Here is a 15,920-nt window from a genome sequence, read left to right as displayed (position 1 = left end):
GCTCTGCCCTCGATGGACACCGAAGCACAGCACACGGAGCGCGACCGCTCTTCCACCCCCGCGGACGGGGTCGAGGAAGAGGGGTCGCGCTCCGCGCGTCGTTACGGCGGGCGCCGCCGCTCGCCGATGTCCCTTCGCACGGCGGGAGTGATCGGAGGGGCCTGCGCCGTCTTCGTACTGCTGCTGAGTCACTTCGTGGTGCAGCCCTTCCAGATCCCCAGCGGCTCCATGGAGCCCACCCTTCAGGTCGGGGACCGGGTGCTGGTGAACAAGCTGGCGTACCGTTTCGGTACGGAGCCCCGACGTGGAGACGTGGTCGTCTTCGACGGCACGGGCTCGTTCGTACCGGAGGGAGTGACTGAAAACCCGGTCAGTTCCGTAGTACGAGAGGGGCTCGCCGCACTCGGACTCGCCGAGCCCGCCGAGACGGATTTCGTCAAGCGGGTGGTGGGCGTGGGCGGTGACCGGGTGGTCTGCTGCGACAAGGGGGGCAGGGTCCAGGTGAACGGCGTACCGGTCGACGAGAGATATCTGCACCCCGACGGCGGGCCCTCCGAGGTGGCCTTCGACATCGTCGTTCCCGAGGCGACCCTCTGGGTCATGGGGGACCACCGCAGCAACTCACGCGACTCCCGGGACCACCTGGGGCAGCCCGGCGGCGGCATGGTGCCCGTCGACATGGTCGTCGGAAGAGCGGACTGGATCGGCTGGCCGGTCGGCCGCTGGTCGGGGATCGACCCGACGGGGGCGTTCTCCGGCGTGCCCGACGCGCCTCCCGGCGGCGCCCATGGGTAACCGAGGGCGCAGTCCCAGCCACCGGGCGGACACCCGGCTGCCGACGGGGACCCGGCCGACGAACGGCGCGAGGCCGCTGCCCGGCCGTGCGGAACGGCGCCGGCTCGCGCAGAAGGTCAAACGAAAGCGCCGCCGCTCCGCGGTGAAGGAGATACCTCTCCTGATCATGGTGGCGCTGCTCATAGCCCTGGTACTGAAGACGTTCCTGGTGCAGGCGTTCGTCATCCCGTCCGGCTCGATGGAACAGACGATCAGGATCCAGGACCGCGTCCTGGTGGACAAGCTCACCCCGTGGTTCGGCGCGAAGCCGCAGCGGGGTGACGTCGTCGTCTTCAAGGACCCCGGTGGCTGGCTGCCGCCGGAGGAGAAGCCGAAGCAGGACGACCCGATCGTGGTCAAGCAGGTCAAGCAGGCCCTGACGTTCATCGGGCTGCTGCCGTCGGACGACGAGCGGGACCTCATCAAGAGGGTGGTCGCCGTCGGCGGCGACAACGTGAAGTGCTGCGACAAGGACGGCCGGGTCACCGTCAACGGCGTACCGCTGAACGAACCGTATCTGAACCCCGGGGACGTGCCGTCGACGATGACGTTCGACGTCCAGGTTCCGGAGGGACGGTTCTTCGTGATGGGGGACCACCGGTCGGATTCGGCCGACTCACGCTTCCATCTCGATGAGCAGGGCAGCGGCACGGTGGCTCAGGACCAGGTCGTCGGACAGGCCGTCGTGATCGCCTGGCCGCTGGACCACTGGCGGCGACTGGAGGAGCCGGAGACCTATGCGTCCGTGCCCGACAGGCGCGCCGGGGCGACGGCGGCACAGCCACCGTCGAATAGTGTGTCCTCCCAGGACCAGAACCAGATGGTCCTGCTCCCGACCCCTGCGGAACTCCCGCTCGTTATGGGAGTGGTGGGCCTGTACCTGCTGTGGCACAGGCGGTTTGCACGGCGTGAGGAGTGGATGTGGGGGACGTGGCGGTCGGCGCACGGTCCGGGCACGACGATCCCGAGGAGCGGAAAGGCTCTCCTGAGACGCCCTCGGACATGACGGACGACTCGGCGACGGCGACCGGCGACGGCGGCGATTCCTCGGAGGGCAGCGGTACGGATCGGAAGAAGCAGAAGTCCTTCTGGAAGGAACTGCCGCTCCTGGTCGGTATCGCCCTTCTACTGGCGCTGCTGATCAAGACGTTTCTGGTGCAGGCGTTCTCCATTCCGTCGGACTCGATGATGAACACCCTCCAGCGCGGCGACCGTGTCCTGGTGGACAAGCTCACCCCGTGGTTCGGGTCGGAGCCCGAGCGCGGCGAGGTGGTTGTCTTCCACGATCCGGGCGGCTGGCTCGAGGGCGAGCCCACGCCGGAACCGAACGCCGTGCAGAAGTTCCTCAGCTTCATCGGGCTGATGCCGTCCGCGGAGGAGAAGGACCTCATCAAGCGGACGATCGCGGTCGGCGGCGACACGGTGGAGTGCAAGAAGGGCGGCCCGGTCAAGGTCAACGGCAAGGCCCTCGACGAGCGGGACTACATCTACCCGGGCAGCAGTGCCTGCGACGACATGCCGTTCGGGCCGTTCAAGGTGCCGGACGACAAGATCTGGGTGATGGGCGACAACCGCCAGAACTCCCAGGACTCCCGCTACCACATGGAGGACGTGAACCGCGGGTTCGTCCCGGTCGAGAAGGTCGTGGGACGCGCCGTGGTGGTCGCCTGGCCGCTGGACCGCTGGTCCACCCTCCCCGTGCCGGGCACCTTCGACCAGCCCGGGATCGACGCGGCCGCCGCCGCGCTGCCCGCCGCGGCCCCCGCGGCGCTCGGGCTGGCCGGTGCGCTGCCGGTCGCGCTGTGGCGCAGGAGGCTGACCGGCAGGCGTACCGCCGGGTAGGGTGCCGCCCAGATCGCCGATCCCCGGGGAACGTCCCGGGGGTCGTATCTCCGAGGTGGGGAGCGCCGGGATGGGCGGAACGGGACGAGACGACGACGGCCGCGGCCGGCTCGGCAATGCGCTGTCGGGGCTGGCCGTGGCCGTCGGCTGTGTGCTCTTCCTCGGCGGTTTCGTGTGGGGCGCCCTCGTCTACCAGCCGTACACGGTGCCGACCGCTTCGATGGCGCCGACCGTGGAGGCGGGCGACCGGGTGCTCGCGGAGCGCATCGACGGCGCGGACGTGCGCCGCGGTGACGTCGTGGTCTTCCGCGACAAACTGTGGGGCGACATGCCCATGATCAAGCGTGTGGTGGGCGTCGGCGGCGACGAGATCGCCTGCTGCGCGGACAACGGCCGGCTGACCGTGAACGGCAAGGCCATCGAGGAACCGTATCTGCTCCAGAACGACGGGCCCGCGTCGCAGAAGTTCACCGCGAGCGTGCCCGAAGGGCAGCTGTTCCTGCTCGGCGACGAGCGGATGGGTTCACTCGACTCGCGGTCCCACCTCCAGGACCCCGGCCACGGCTCGGTCCCGCGTTCCGCCGTCTCCGCCCGGGTGGACGCCGTGGCGTGGCCGCTCGACGGCGGTCTGGTCGAACGGCCCGCAGGGTTCGAGGCACTGCCGGGCGGAGTGTCGCAGCCCGGACCGGTGAAACTCATGCTCGGCGCGGTGGTCGCGGGCGTCGTTCTGATCTTCGGCGGGGCCGCCTACGGGCCGGTGGCGGGTCGTCTCGGCCGCAGTCGGCGCGCCGGCAGGGAGGCCTCCCGTGTCGCTTGACGGGCCGGGCGCCGTGCCCCCGCTCCGCAAGGTCTCCCGCCTCGTGCTGCTCGATCCGCAGGACCGGATCCTGCTCATGCACGGGTACGAGCCGGGAGACCCGTCCGACGACTGGTGGTTCACGCCGGGCGGCGGCCTCGAAGGCGACGAGACGAGGGAAGAGGCGGCGCTGCGGGAACTGGCCGAGGAGACCGGGATCACCGAGGTGGAACTGGGGCCGGTGCTGTGGCAGCGCCAGTGCTCCTTCCCGTTCGACGGCCGCCGCTGGGACCAGGACGAATGGTACTTCCTGGCGCGTACGACACAGACCGGGACCGCCCCCGGCGGGCTGACGGAGCTCGAGCAGCGGAGCGTCGCGGGCCTCAGATGGTGGACCTCCGCCGAACTGTCGGCGGCGCGTGAGACGGTGTATCCGACCAGGCTCGCCGAGCTGCTGCGCACGCTGCTCGACGAGGGACCCCCGGGTGCGCCGGTGGTCCTGGACACGGAAACCGTCCAGGACCCCAGTGCGGCTGGCGCACAATAGGGGGACGCAAGGCTGAAGGGGAACATGCCATGAGCGCCGAGGACCTCGAGAAGTACGAGACCGAGATGGAGCTGAAGCTCTACCGGGAGTACCGAGACGTCGTCGGGCTGTTCAAATACGTGATCGAGACCGAGCGTCGCTTCTACCTCACCAACGACTACGAAATGCAGGTGCACTCGGTCCAGGGCGAGGTCTTCTTCGAGGTCTCGATGGCGGACGCCTGGGTGTGGGACATGTACCGCCCGGCGAGGTTCGTGAAGCAGGTGCGAGTGCTCACCTTCAAGGACGTGAACATCGAGGAGCTGAACAAGAGCGACCTCGAGCTTCCCGGAAGCTGAAGCCACTCCCGCGGGTGACGCGGTTGTCCACACTCCGAGGGCTGTCCACAGCTTTCGACCAAGATCCACATTGAGGGGTCCCACGCGTCAGAGTCGGTGCCGGAGGTGGTGCCGAAATGAACGCGACGGGGGCACTGGGACGGTACGGAGAGGACCTGGCGGCGAGGCTGCTCACCAGGTCCGGCATGCGGCTGCTGGCGAGGAACTGGCGCTGCGGGCGGGCCGGGGAGATCGACATCGTCGCCCGCGACGGCGACACGGTCGTCGTCTGTGAGGTCAAGACCCGCAGGGTCGGCGGGTACGAGCATCCGATGGCCGCGATCACACCGGTCAAGGCGGTGCGGCTGCGGCGGCTCGCCGAGTGCTGGCTGGAGCGGCACGGTGGCGCACCGCCGGGCGGCGTGCGCATCGACCTCGTCGGCGTGCTGCTGCCCAGGCGCGGCGCCGCGGTCGTCGAGCACGCCCGCGGGGTGGCCTGATGGGATTCGCACGCGCGTGTTCCGTGGCCCTGGTCGGCGTCGAGGGCGTGGTGGTCGAGGTCCAGGCGGATCTGGAGCCGGGGGTCGCCGCGTTCACGCTCGTCGGGCTCCCGGACAAGAGCCTGGTGGAGAGCCGGGACCGGGTGAGGGCGGCCGTGGTGAACTCGGGCGCGGAGTGGCCGCAGAAGAAGCTCACCGTGGGGCTCAGCCCGGCGTCGGTGCCCAAGGGCGGGAGCGGCTTCGACCTCGCCGTGGCCGTCGCCGTGCTCGGCGCCGCCGAGCGGATCGACCCGCGGCAGATCGCCGACCTGGTGCTCATCGGGGAGCTGGGGCTCGACGGCCGGGTCAGACCGGTACGAGGAGTGCTCCCCGCAGTGCTCGCCGCGGCCGAGGCCGGGTACGAACAGGTCGTCGTGCCCGAGCAGACAGCCGGTGAGGCGTCACTCGTACCGGGGATCTCGGTCCTCGGCGTGCGGAGCCTGCGACAGCTGATCGCGGTGCTCGCCGACGAGCCGGTGCCGGACGACGAGGCCGTCGAGGAAGGCAGACCCGACCCCATGCTGGCCGGACTGCTGGTGCCGGGCGCGGGCGTCGGCACGGGCCTTGCCACGGACCCGGCAGGCGGACCGGACCTGGCCGATGTCGCGGGTCAGCACACGGCACGCACGGCTCTCGAGGTCGCGGCGGCAGGCGGACACCATCTGCTGCTCTCCGGCCCGCCGGGTGCCGGAAAGACCATGCTCGCCGAGCGGCTGCCCGGTGTGCTGCCGCCGCTGACCCGTCGGGAATCCCTCGAAGTCACGGCGGTGCACTCGGTGGCGGGCCTGCTGCCGCCGGGCCAGCCGCTGGTGCGGACGCCCCCGTACTGCGCACCGCACCATTCGGCGACCATGCAGTCGCTCGTCGGTGGCGGGAACGGCCTGCCGAAGCCCGGAGCCGTCTCCCTGGCGCACCGTGGACTGCTCTTTCTCGACGAGGCGCCGGAGTTCTCCGGCAAGGCGCTGGACGCCCTGCGGCAACCCTTGGAGTCGGGCCATGTCGTCGTCGCCAGGAGCGGGGGAGTGGTGCGTCTGCCGGCCCGATTCCTGATGATGCTGGCCGCCAACCCGTGCCCCTGCGGGCGGCACACCCTGCACGGTGCCGGATGCGACTGCCCCGCGTCGGCGATCCGGCGGTACCAGGCCCGGCTCTCGGGCCCGCTGCTGGACCGGGTCGACCTGCGCATCGAGGTCGAGCCGGTGAGCCGGTCCGACCTGCTCGGCCAGGGCGGCCGCGGAGACTCCACAGCGGTGGTGGCCGACCGGGTGCGCGAGGCCAGGGCCCGTGCGGCGGCCCGGCTGGACGGCACACCGTGGTCCGTCAACAGCGAGGTCCCCGGCCACGAACTGCGGACCCGCTGGACGGTCTCTTCCGGGGCGCTGGCGGCGGCGGAGCGGGACGTGGACCGTGGTCTGCTCACGGCACGCGGTCTGGACCGGGTGCTGAGAGTCGCCTGGACCGTCGCGGACCTCGCCGGCCGGGACCGGCCGGAGGCGTCCGACGTCGCACTGGCCCTCGAGCTGCGGACCGGGATCGCGAGGGGCGTACCGGCAGGGGCCGTCGCGGGGATCGGAGGCCGGCCATGACCTCGCGGACACCAGAACGCGCGGCCGACGACCGGGAGCGGATGGCGCGCGCCGCGTTGACGCGCATCCTCGAACCGGGTGACGAGCACGGCGGCCGGTGGCTCCGCGAGTTCGGCGCCGAGGGACTGCTGGCTCTGCTGACATCGGAGGACTGCGCCGACGGGGCACTCACGGGCGTTTCCGAGCAGCGGGTGCGGGGACTGCGGGACCGGGCCGTGGGAGTGCGCCCGGAGCGCGACCTGGACGCCGTGCACGCGGTCGGCGGCCGGTTCGTCGTCCCGGGCGACGCCGAGTGGCCGAGCCAGCTCGACGACCTCCAGGACGCCTCACCCGTCGGGCTGTGGGTGCGGGGCAGGCCCGACCTGAGGAAATGGGCGCTGCGCTCGGTCGCGGTGGTCGGGGCCAGGGCCTGCACACCGTACGGGGCGCACATGGCCACCGGTCTCGGGGCCGGACTCGCGGAGCGCGGCTGGGTCGTGGTGTCAGGGGCGGCGTTCGGCGTGGACGGCTCGGCGCACCGCGGAGCGCTGGCCGCCGGGGGTGCCACGGTGGCCGTCCTCGCCTGCGGTGTCGATGTCGCCTACCCCCGCGGTCACGGCAAATTGATCGGACGCATCGTCGAACAGGGGCTCGTCATCGGTGAGTTACCACCGGGCGGCCACCCGACCCCGAGCAGGTTCGTCCAGCGCAACCGGGTCATCGCCGCGCTGACGAGGGGCACTGTCGTGGTCGAGGCCGAGTACCGCAGCGGCTCGTTGGTCACCGCGCGCAGCGCCCAGCGGCTCGGCCGACACACGATAGGAGTGCCTGGACCGGTCACCAGCGGGCTGTCGGCAGGCGTCCACGAACTGCTGCGCGGGGAGAGTGTGCTGGTCACCGACGCGGCGGAAGTCGTCGAACTGGTCGGCCGGATAGGGGAACTGGCGCCGGACCGCAGCGGTCCCGTGGTGCCCAGGGATCTGCTGGACCCACTCGGCAGGCAGGTGCTCGAGGCGCTCCCCGCGCGGGGTGCGTGCGCCGTGCATCAAGTCGCCCGCGAAGGCGGTACGACGGTGGACGAGGCCCGCGGCAAGCTGTACGAACTCCATTCACTCGGATTCGTGGAACGGGACGGAGAGGGATGGAAGTTGACGCGCAGGCCCCGTCACGGTTCGAACGCGCGGCGAGGCGCTACTTGACCTCGGGCATTCGGGTGAAAGGGTGAAGCCGATGACCTCTGCAGTCCAGTCGGCGGGACCGGAGGGGCCGGTGCGTGAGGCATCGGCCCCGGTTCGAAGGTGTGGACGAAGGTGGATGCCCGCTCCGGTTCGAAGGTGTGGACGAGGGCGAATAACCGCCCCGGTCGGTAAGCCGGGCCTTCGCCCACCGCAACCGTGCAGTCACGCTACGCTCACCGGGTTCCCGGCCCAGGCGGCCTCCCGCTCCCTTCACAGCAGAACGGCTCAAGGCAACGCATGCCCCAGCACACCTCCGGGTCTGACCGCGCGGCAGCGCCACCCGCTGCCCGTGGCACCGTGCGGCCCGCCGCGCCCTCGTCTCTCGAGGAGTTGTGGCGGTCGTACAAGGCCACGGGCGACGGCCGGCTGCGGGAACAGCTGATCCTGCACTACTCGCCGCTGGTCAAGTACGTCGCAGGCCGGGTGAGCGTCGGCCTGCCGTCCAACGTCGAGCAGGCGGACTTCGTCTCCTCCGGAGTCTTCGGACTGATCGACGCCATCGAGAAGTTCGACATCGAGCGCTCGATCAAGTTCGAGACGTACGCCATCACCCGGATCCGCGGCGCGATGATCGACGAACTGCGTGCCCTGGACTGGATCCCCCGGTCCGTGCGGCAGAAGGCCCGGGCCGTGGAGCGCGCGTACGCCACGCTCGAGGCCCAGCTGCGGCGCACGCCTTCGGAGTCCGAGGTCGCCGCGGAGATGGACGTCACGGTCGACGAACTGCATTCGGTTTTCAGTCAGTTGTCGCTCGCGAACGTGGTGGCGCTGGAGGAGCTGCTGCACGTCGGAGGGGAAGGCGGTGAGCGCCTCAGCCTCATGGACACGCTCGAGGACACCGCCGCCGACAACCCGGTCGAGGTGGCCGAGGACCGGGAGCTGCGCAGACTCCTCGCCCGGGCCATCAACACCCTGCCGGACCGTGAGAAGACCGTCGTCACGCTCTACTACTACGAGGGCCTCACGCTGGCCGAGATCGGGCACGTCCTCGGCGTCACGGAGAGCAGGGTCAGCCAGATCCACACCAAGTCGGTGCTGCAGCTGCGGGCGAAGCTGGCCGACGTGGGACGGTGACTCTGGGATCGCCCGGGCCGGATCCGTAAAGTGGAGGCGTGCCCAGGATTCGAGCGGCCTCCGTGGCCGAGCACCGGACGATGCAGCGAGGCGCCCTGCTGGACGCCGCGCGTTCCCTCCTGTCCGAAGGCGGTACGGAGGCGCTGACCTTCCCCGCCCTCGCCGAGCGCACCGGCTTGGCGAGGTCCTCCGTCTATGAGTACTTCCGGTCGCGTGCCGCGGTCGTCGAGGAGCTCTGCGCGGCGGACTTCCCCGTCTGGGCGGCCGAGGTGGAGACCGCGATGGACGGCGCGGACACCCCGGAGGGCAAGGTCGAGGCCTATGTGCGCAGGCAGCTCGAGCTGGTCGGTGACCGGCGGCACCGGGCCGTCGTCGCCATCTCGGCGAGCGAGCTGGAGGCCGGGGCCCGGGAGAAGATCCGCGCCGCACACGGTGCTCTGATCGCCATGATCGTCGAGGCTCTCGGTGAGCTGGGCCAGGACCGGCCCCGGCTGACCGCGATGCTGCTTCAGGGTGTGGTCGACGCGGCGGTCCGCCGTATCGAACTCGGCGCGGCCGAGGAGCCGGACGCCATCGCGGAAGCGGCGGTGGCCATGGTGTTGCGAGGCGTGCTGGGCTGAGTGTGGCCGCCGCGACCGGTGTCGGTCGGGGCGTGCGTTCCCTGTCGCGATGTGCCCGGCCCGGCGGACCGCGTGCCGGGAGCGAAACCGCGGGGCCGCCTGCGCAGGGCGCCGTGCGCCACCACGCCACCGGCCAGCATCAGAGCCGAGTGGAGCAGGTCCGCCGCCCCCGCGGTGGCCGCCGACGAGAGCGCCGCGACCGTGCCCCGGGGACCGGGAACGCCGAACACCGGCAGCAGGCGCGACGGGCCGCGGCGCAGCATCCAGGGCGGCAGCAGGGTCAGCGGGTCCAGGTACTGGGTGCCGCGTCGCAGCCCCCAGTGCAGACAGCCTCGGCAGTGGGAGGCCCCCGGTTCGACGGTCGCCACGATCTGTCCGGCCGTCACGGCCGTGCCTTCGTCGACCAGCGGGCGGACCGGTTCGTACGTCGTACGCAACGGTGGGTCACCCGTATCGGTGAGAGTGACGGTGAGTACGCCCCGACCGGCGACGGATCCGGCGAAGGAGACCGTGCCGGACGCCGCCGCCCGCACGGGCGTGCCGGCGGCCGCTGCCAGGTCCACGCCGCGGTGCCCCGGGCCGTAGGGCGACGAGGGTGGTTCCCACCCCCGGACGACGAGCGGCCGCGGCGCACCGACCGGCCAACTACGTGGCGCGTCCGGGGCCGGCGCCTTCGCGGTCGGGGCGTCACCGATGCCGGCGGGCCGCGGCGCGTCCGGGTCCGGCGCCGCGTGCCGGGCCCCGGGGCTCGCGGTCGTCCCGTCACCGCCGGCGGCAGGCCCCGCCGGGGTGCCGGGCGGCGAGGCACCCCGCGTCATCGACATGAGGCCACCGGTGCCGGGCGCGCCGACCGTGACGAGGCGTGGGTCGGGCTCGCGCGGCGAAGGGACGTTGCCGGTGCCGGCACGAAGCTCCGGGACGTCGGCCCTGGCACGAAGCTCCGGGGCGTCGGCCGTGACCGCGGGCCCCGCACGGGCCGGAACGGGAGCCGCCGGCGTCCGGCAGCCCGTCACCGCCAGCGCGACAAGCACCGGCACGGCGGAGATCCGGCAGATCGCAGACGTGGGAGACGCACAGTTCATGGCGGGAACCGTGCCCCGGAAGCCGGTGCTCCCGCTGATCATGGTCAGGATCTGTGGACGACCGGTCCGTTGTGGACAGCGTCGTCACCCGGTGCGTCCGCGGTCCCGTACACTTCTTCTGGCGATCCGGGTCACCGGGTCGACTTCGCACGCCCCGCCACCAGACCCTCATCGGTCGGTGGCCGCGCTCCTCGGTCCCTTGTGGCACGGCGCGTCGGGGCGTCAGGACATAACCGAGAACCCAAGGAGATACGGCCATGGCCGTCGTCACGATGCGGGAGCTGCTGGAGAGCGGCGTCCACTTCGGTCACCAGACCCGTCGTTGGAACCCGAAGATGAAGCGATTCATCTTCACGGAGCGCAACGGCATCTACATCATCGACCTGCTCCAGTCGCTGTCGTACATCGACCGCGCCTACGAGTTCGTCAAGGAGACCGTCGCGCACGGCGGCTCCATCATGTTCGTGGGCACCAAGAAGCAGGCCCAGGAGGCCATCGCCGAGCAGGCGACGCGCGTCGGCATGCCGTACGTCAACCAGCGCTGGCTGGGTGGCATGCTCACCAACTTCTCCACCGTCTACAAGCGTCTGCAGCGCCTCAAGGAGCTCGAGCAGATCGACTTCGAGGACGTGGCCGCCTCCGGCCTCACCAAGAAGGAGCTCCTGGTCCTCTCGCGTGAGAAGGCCAAGCTGGAGAAGACCCTTGGTGGTATCCGCGAGATGCAGAAGGTGCCCAGCGCCGTCTGGATCGTCGACACCAAGAAGGAGCACATCGCCGTCGGTGAGGCGCGCAAGCTCCACATCCCGGTCGTCGCGATCCTCGACACCAACTGCGACCCCGACGAGGTCGACTACAAGATCCCGGGCAACGACGACGCGATCCGCTCCGTCACCCTGCTCACCCGTGTGATCGCCGACGCCGTCGCCGAGGGCCTCATCGCCCGCTCCGGCGTCGCCACCGGCGACTCCAAGCCGGGCGAGAAGGCCGCCGGCGAGCCGCTCGCCGAGTGGGAGCGGGACCTCCTCGAGGGCGAGAAGAAGGCTGACTCCGAGGACGCTGCCGAGGCCAAGCCGGCCGAGGACGCTGCCGAGGCCCCGGCTGCCGAGGCTCCGGCCGCCGACGCTGCGGAGGCTCCGGCCGCCGACGCTGCGGAGGCTCCGGCCGCCGAGGCGGAGAAGCCGGCGGACGCCGAGCAGGCCTGACCTCACAGGTTCGGTTGTTGACGGCGGGGACGGTGCCAGTGGGCACCGGCCCCGCCGATCACCCGTAGATCTTCGACTTTCGACTTTCGAGAGAGATTCAAGGACATGGCGAACTACACCGCCGCTGACGTCAAGAAGCTCCGCGAGCTCACCGGCGCCGGCATGATGGACTGCAAGAAGGCGCTGGACGAGGCCGAGGGCAACGTCGACAAGGCCGTCGAGGCCCTGCGCATCAAGGGCCAGAAGGGCGTCGCCAAGCGCGAGGGCCGCTCCGCCGAGAACGGCGCCGTCGTCTCCCTCATCGCCGAGGACAACACCTCCGGTGTCCTCGTCGAGCTGAAGTGCGAGACGGACTTCGTCGCCAAGGGTGACAAGTTCCAGGCCGTCGCCGGCGCGCTCGCCGCGCACGTCGCCAAGACGTCCCCGGCCGACCTCGAGGCGCTGCTCGCCTCCGAGATCGAGCCCGGCAAGACCGTGCAGGCGTACGTCGACGAGGCCAACGCCAACCTCGGCGAGAAGATCGTCCTGGACCGCTTCGCGCAGTTCTCCGGCGCGTACGTCGCCGCCTACATGCACCGCACCATGCCCGACCTGCCCCCGCAGATCGGTGTCCTGGTCGAGCTGGACAAGGCGAACGCCGAGCTCGCCAAGGGTGTCGCGCAGCACATTGCCGCCTTCGCGCCGAAGTACCTCTCCCGCGAGGACGTCCCGGCCGAGGTCGTCGAGGCCGAGCGCCGCGTCGCCGAGGAGACCACCCGCGCCGAGGGCAAGCCCGAGGCCGCGCTCCCGAAGATCGTCGAGGGTCGCGTCAACGGCTTCTTCAAGGAGGCCACCCTCCTCGGCCAGCCGTACGCGCTCGACAACAAGAAGTCCGTCCAGCAGATTCTGGACGAGGCCGGCGTCGCCCTGAAGCGCTTCACGCGCATCAAGGTCGGCATCTGAGTCCGTACGCTACGGACACCGGACCCCGATAGGGTCTGAAGCAGTCGTCGTCGGTGTTCGCGCCGGACGATCGCAGATCTGACGAGGAGGCCATTGCCGTACGGGAAACCGCAAGGACCCACTGGCAATGGCCTTCTTCGCATGTGCACGAGGAGATCTCCATGAATCAGGGCGCCGCACAAAGCGACGACAACCACGGCAAGACGTCCGGACGCTTCATGCTGAAGCTGTCCGGCGAGGCCTTCGCCGGAGGAGGGGGTCTGGGCGTCGACCCCGACGTCGTACACGCAATCGCCCGCGAGATCGCCGCGGTCGTACGCGACGGGGCGGAGATCGCGGTCGTCATCGGCGGAGGCAACTTCTTCCGTGGGGCCGAGCTCCAGCAGCGCGGCATGGACCGGGCCCGCTCCGACTACATGGGCATGCTCGGCACGGTCATGAACTGCCTCGCCCTCCAGGACTTCCTGGAGAAGGAAGGCATCGACTCGCGTGTCCAGACCGCCATCACGATGGGCCAGGTCGCGGAGCCGTACATCCCGCTGCGCGCCGTGCGCCACCTGGAGAAGGGCCGCGTGGTCATCTTCGGCGCCGGTATGGGCATGCCCTACTTCTCCACCGACACCACCGCTGCACAGCGGGCCCTCGAGATCGACGCGGAAGCGCTCCTCATGGGCAAGAACGGTGTCGACGGGGTCTACGACTCCGACCCCAAGACCAATGCGGACGCGGTCAAGTTCGACGCGCTGGAGTACGGCGAGGTGCTGTCGCGCAACCTCAAGGTCGCCGATGCCACGGCGATCACGCTGTGCCGCGACAACGCCCTGCCGATCCTCGTGTTCGAGCTCCTCGCCGAGGGCAATATCGCCCGGGCCGTCAAGGGTGAGAAGATCGGCACGCTCGTGAGCGACCGGGGCACCCGAGCCTGATCCGGGGGCCCTCCCTCGAGGGATGGACAAAGTCCTGCCGGTCGGACACCGTGCAGGCAATACGCGACGCAGGTCCCGCCGGCCCAGTGGTACGAGCCGGGCCCACCTCAAGACACGCAGGAGCAAGTGGTGATCGAAGAGACCCTCCTCGAGGCCGAGGAGAAGATGGAGAAGGCCGTCCTGGTCGCCAAGGATGACTTCGCCGCGATCCGCACCGGACGTGCGCACCCGGCGATGTTCAACAAGATCGTGGCGGACTACTACGGTGCCCTGACCCCGATCAACCAGCTGGCCTCGTTCTCGGTTCCCGAGCCGCGGATGGCCGTCGTCACGCCGTTCGACAAGACCGCTCTGCGCAACATCGAGCAGGCGATCCGCGACTCCGACCTGGGCGTCAACCCGAGCAACGACGGCAACATCATCCGTGTGGTTTTCCCGGAGCTCACCCAGGACCGCCGCAAGGAGTACATCAAGGTCGCCAAGACCAAGGCGGAGGACGCCAAGATCTCGATCCGCTCCGTGCGCCGCAAGGCCAAGGAGACGATCGACAAGCTGATCAAGGACGGCGAGGTCGGCGAGGACGAGGGCCGCCGTGCGGAGAAGGAGCTCGACGACACCACCGCGAAGTACGTCGCGCAGGTGGACGAGCTGCTCAAGCACAAGGAAGCCGAGCTGCTCGAGGTCTGATGAACGACTCTTCCTGGGGGGCCCCGCACGGCGCCGGATACGCCGGAGCATGGCCGCCGCCCGACCAGGGGCCCCTCCCGGCGGGTCCCGCATACGATGGGCGCGACGCGCAGCAGACTCGCCCCATGCCCATCGTGCCGGACCTTCCCGACGCAGGTAGAGACGCCGAGGACCACAGCGGCGGCGAACACCGCGAGGACCGTGACCAGGGGGCCGCTCGGCCGGGCGGCCCCCTGTTCCGCGACGAGATGCCGCAGGAGCCCATGCCCACCCCGCCGCCGTCGGGCGATCCCACTCCGCAGCCCTCCGCCCGGCCCGGACCACCGCAGAAGAAGCGGGCCGGCCGGGACCTGCGCGCGGCGATAGGGGTCGGCGTCGGACTCGGCGCGGTGATCGTCGTCTCCCTCTTCCTCGTCAAGGCCGTCTTCGTCGGCGTGATCGCCGTCGCCGTGGTCGTCGGTCTGTGGGAGCTGACCTCCCGGCTCGAGGAGCGCAAGCAGATCAAGGCTCCCCTCGTCCCCCTCGCGGTGGGCGGCGCGGCGATGGTCGTCGCCGGCTATGTCCGCGGGGCGGAGGGCGCGTGGGTGGCGATGGCGCTCACGGCTCTCGCGGTGCTCGTCTGGCGCATGACGGAGCGGCCGGAGGGCTATCTGAGGGACGTCACGGCCGGCGTGTTCGCCGCCTTCTACGTCCCCTTCCTGGCGACCTTCGTGGCGCTGATGCTGACGGCGGACGACGGTCCGGAGCGGGTGATCACCTTCCTGCTGCTCACCGTGGTCAGCGACACCGGCGCGTACGCGGTCGGCTGGCGCTTCGGCAAGCACAAGCTCGCGCCGCGCATCAGCCCCGGCAAGACCCGTGAAGGGCTTCTCGGCGCGGTCTCGTTCGCCATGGCCGCGGGGGCGCTGTGCATGCAGTTCCTCATCGACGGCGGGACCTGGTGGCAGGGCCTCCTCATCGGCCTCGCGGTCGCCGTCAGCGCCACGCTGGGCGACCTCGGCGAGTCGATGATCAAGCGGGATCTCGGCATCAAGGACATGGGCACGCTGCTTCCGGGACACGGCGGCATCATGGACCGCCTCGACTCGCTGCTGCCGACGGCTCCGGTGGTCTGGCTGCTGCTGGTGGTCTTCGTAGGGTCGGGCTGACCCCGTACATCTGCGTGTGAGGGCCCGTCGTCCACCAGGTCGGCGGGCCCTCTGCGTCGGATCAGCGGGAGGAGCCCGGACTCGTCGGATCAGCGAGGGGATCCCGGACGCGCCGCGAAGCGGGCGAGCTCCTCGGCGGCGCCGCGAGGCAGGTCGGCGACCGCTGTCTCCGGAAGTGTCGTGATCACCGTGCGCAGCCGGTCGGCGAGGTCCGGCAGCAGGTCCCAGGCGGAGGCCGGGACCTCCACGGCGGCGAGCAGCAGGTCTCCCTCGTAGTAGTACGCGTCCAGCAGCGGCTCCTCGAGCAGCAGGCGCACCACGAGCGGCAGAACGTACGGCAGGGCCACCTGCTGCGAGACGAGCGTGTGCAGATCCGCCGGACCGAGCCGGCCCAGCGGAACGCTCCGCAGCCCGTGCACCTTGCGGACCAGGTGGGTCGCGTCGGCGGCAGGAGGCGTCCAGCGGGGCGGATCCAGGTCGTCGAGCGTGCTGTCGAGATGCAGAAGATGGTCCATGGGGTTCATTCTCGACCCTCGACCGGCGTCCCTCCGGATCACGGGT

16 protein-coding genes and 2 pseudogenes are annotated in these 15,920 nt (G+C 70.6%); 16 read left to right on the top strand and 2 right to left on the bottom strand.

Going from position 1 to position 15,920, the window contains the following annotated elements; all coding sequences use genetic code 11:
- The first annotated feature begins 12 nt into the window (after positions 1 to 12).
- The 11 genes and pseudogenes from lepB (GLX30_RS10600) to GLX30_RS10550 all read left to right on the top strand — a co-directional run bounded on the left by lepB (GLX30_RS10600) (position 13) and on the right by GLX30_RS10550 (position 9,372).
- Positions 13 to 795, top strand: a complete 783-nt coding sequence (gene lepB, locus GLX30_RS10600; protein ID WP_159686511.1) for a signal peptidase I — start codon at positions 13 to 15, stop codon at positions 793 to 795.
- Positions 788 to 1,823 (top strand): annotated as a pseudogene (gene lepB, locus GLX30_RS10595) (signal peptidase I). The gene lepB (GLX30_RS10600) and the pseudogene lepB (GLX30_RS10595) overlap by 8 nt, the downstream one beginning before the upstream one ends.
- Positions 1,765 to 2,676 (top strand): signal peptidase I, encoded by a 912-nt coding sequence (gene lepB, locus GLX30_RS10590; protein WP_159694969.1) that lies wholly within the window; start codon positions 1,765 to 1,767, stop codon positions 2,674 to 2,676. Before lepB (GLX30_RS10595) ends, lepB (GLX30_RS10590) begins: the two are co-directional and overlap by 59 nt.
- Positions 2,677 to 2,746: 70 nt before the next feature.
- Positions 2,747 to 3,493, top strand: coding sequence for a signal peptidase I (lepB, locus tag GLX30_RS10585; RefSeq protein ID WP_159686505.1), 747 nt, complete (start codon positions 2,747 to 2,749; stop codon positions 3,491 to 3,493).
- Complete coding sequence (locus GLX30_RS10580; protein ID WP_159686502.1) at positions 3,483 to 4,019, top strand: NUDIX hydrolase; 537 nt, start codon at positions 3,483 to 3,485, stop codon at positions 4,017 to 4,019. The genes lepB (GLX30_RS10585) and GLX30_RS10580 overlap by 11 nt, the downstream gene beginning before the upstream one ends.
- A gap of 29 nt (positions 4,020 to 4,048) precedes the next feature.
- Complete coding sequence (locus GLX30_RS10575) at positions 4,049 to 4,357, top strand: DUF2469 domain-containing protein (RefSeq protein WP_005311352.1); 309 nt, start codon at positions 4,049 to 4,051, stop codon at positions 4,355 to 4,357.
- 116 nt (positions 4,358 to 4,473) lie between these two features.
- Entirely contained in the window at positions 4,474 to 4,836 is a 363-nt protein-coding gene (locus GLX30_RS10570) for a YraN family protein (protein ID WP_159686499.1), read from the top strand.
- The gene (locus GLX30_RS10565) at positions 4,836 to 6,461 is read left to right on the top strand and encodes a YifB family Mg chelatase-like AAA ATPase (protein WP_159686496.1); all 1,626 of its coding nucleotides are present in this window, start codon (positions 4,836 to 4,838) and stop codon (positions 6,459 to 6,461) included. Before GLX30_RS10570 ends, GLX30_RS10565 begins: the two co-directional genes overlap by 1 nt.
- Positions 6,458 to 7,639, top strand: a complete 1,182-nt coding sequence (gene dprA, locus GLX30_RS10560; RefSeq protein WP_159686493.1) for a DNA-processing protein DprA — start codon at positions 6,458 to 6,460, stop codon at positions 7,637 to 7,639. Before GLX30_RS10565 ends, dprA begins: the two co-directional genes overlap by 4 nt.
- A gap of 276 nt (positions 7,640 to 7,915) precedes the next feature.
- Positions 7,916 to 8,752, top strand: a complete 837-nt coding sequence (whiG, locus tag GLX30_RS10555) for an RNA polymerase sigma factor WhiG (RefSeq protein ID WP_159686490.1) — start codon at positions 7,916 to 7,918, stop codon at positions 8,750 to 8,752.
- Positions 8,753 to 8,814: 62 nt separating this feature from the next.
- On the top strand, positions 8,815 to 9,372 hold the full coding sequence (locus GLX30_RS10550; protein ID WP_159694968.1) for a TetR/AcrR family transcriptional regulator: 558 nt from the start codon (positions 8,815 to 8,817) through the stop codon (positions 9,370 to 9,372).
- A 209-nt stretch (positions 9,373 to 9,581) separates the two neighbouring features.
- Here GLX30_RS10550 and GLX30_RS10545 read toward each other — a convergent pair.
- Positions 9,582 to 10,196, bottom strand: a pseudogene (locus GLX30_RS10545) (peptidoglycan DD-metalloendopeptidase family protein); the annotation flags it as partial.
- Positions 10,197 to 10,711: 515 nt separating this feature from the next.
- On the opposite strand from GLX30_RS10545, the gene rpsB reads away from it, so the two are divergent.
- The 5 genes from rpsB (at position 10,712) to GLX30_RS10520 (ending at position 15,359) form a co-directional block, all read left to right on the top strand.
- Entirely contained in the window at positions 10,712 to 11,656 is a 945-nt protein-coding gene (gene rpsB, locus GLX30_RS10540; RefSeq protein ID WP_159686487.1) for a 30S ribosomal protein S2, read from the top strand.
- A 105-nt stretch (positions 11,657 to 11,761) separates the two neighbouring features.
- Positions 11,762 to 12,598 (top strand): translation elongation factor Ts, encoded by an 837-nt coding sequence (tsf, locus tag GLX30_RS10535; RefSeq protein ID WP_159686484.1) that lies wholly within the window; start codon positions 11,762 to 11,764, stop codon positions 12,596 to 12,598.
- Positions 12,599 to 12,759: 161 nt separating this feature from the next.
- Positions 12,760 to 13,524 (top strand): UMP kinase, encoded by a 765-nt coding sequence (gene pyrH / locus GLX30_RS10530; RefSeq protein WP_159686481.1) that lies wholly within the window; start codon positions 12,760 to 12,762, stop codon positions 13,522 to 13,524.
- A gap of 129 nt (positions 13,525 to 13,653) precedes the next feature.
- Positions 13,654 to 14,211 carry a ribosome recycling factor gene (gene frr, locus GLX30_RS10525; protein WP_005311329.1) on the top strand — a complete coding sequence of 186 codons (558 nt, stop codon included), beginning with the start codon at positions 13,654 to 13,656 and terminating at the stop codon, positions 14,209 to 14,211.
- Positions 14,211 to 15,359 (top strand): phosphatidate cytidylyltransferase, encoded by a 1,149-nt coding sequence (locus tag GLX30_RS10520; protein WP_159686478.1) that lies wholly within the window; start codon positions 14,211 to 14,213, stop codon positions 15,357 to 15,359. The genes frr and GLX30_RS10520 overlap by 1 nt, the downstream gene beginning before the upstream one ends.
- Positions 15,360 to 15,448: 89 nt before the next feature.
- Here the strand turns inward: GLX30_RS10520 and GLX30_RS10515 are convergent, their stop codons facing one another.
- The gene (locus GLX30_RS10515) at positions 15,449 to 15,874 is read right to left on the bottom strand and encodes a contact-dependent growth inhibition system immunity protein (RefSeq protein WP_159686475.1); all 426 of its coding nucleotides are present in this window, start codon (positions 15,872 to 15,874) and stop codon (positions 15,449 to 15,451) included.
- Positions 15,875 to 15,920: the final 46 nt, after the last annotated feature.

Source organism: Streptomyces sp. Tu 2975, from assembly GCF_009832925.1.
In the GTDB taxonomy this organism is placed as follows: domain Bacteria; phylum Actinomycetota; class Actinomycetes; order Streptomycetales; family Streptomycetaceae; genus Streptomyces.
Note: the sequence above shows the minus strand (reverse complement) of the source record. Positions and strands in the feature narration are given on the sequence as shown.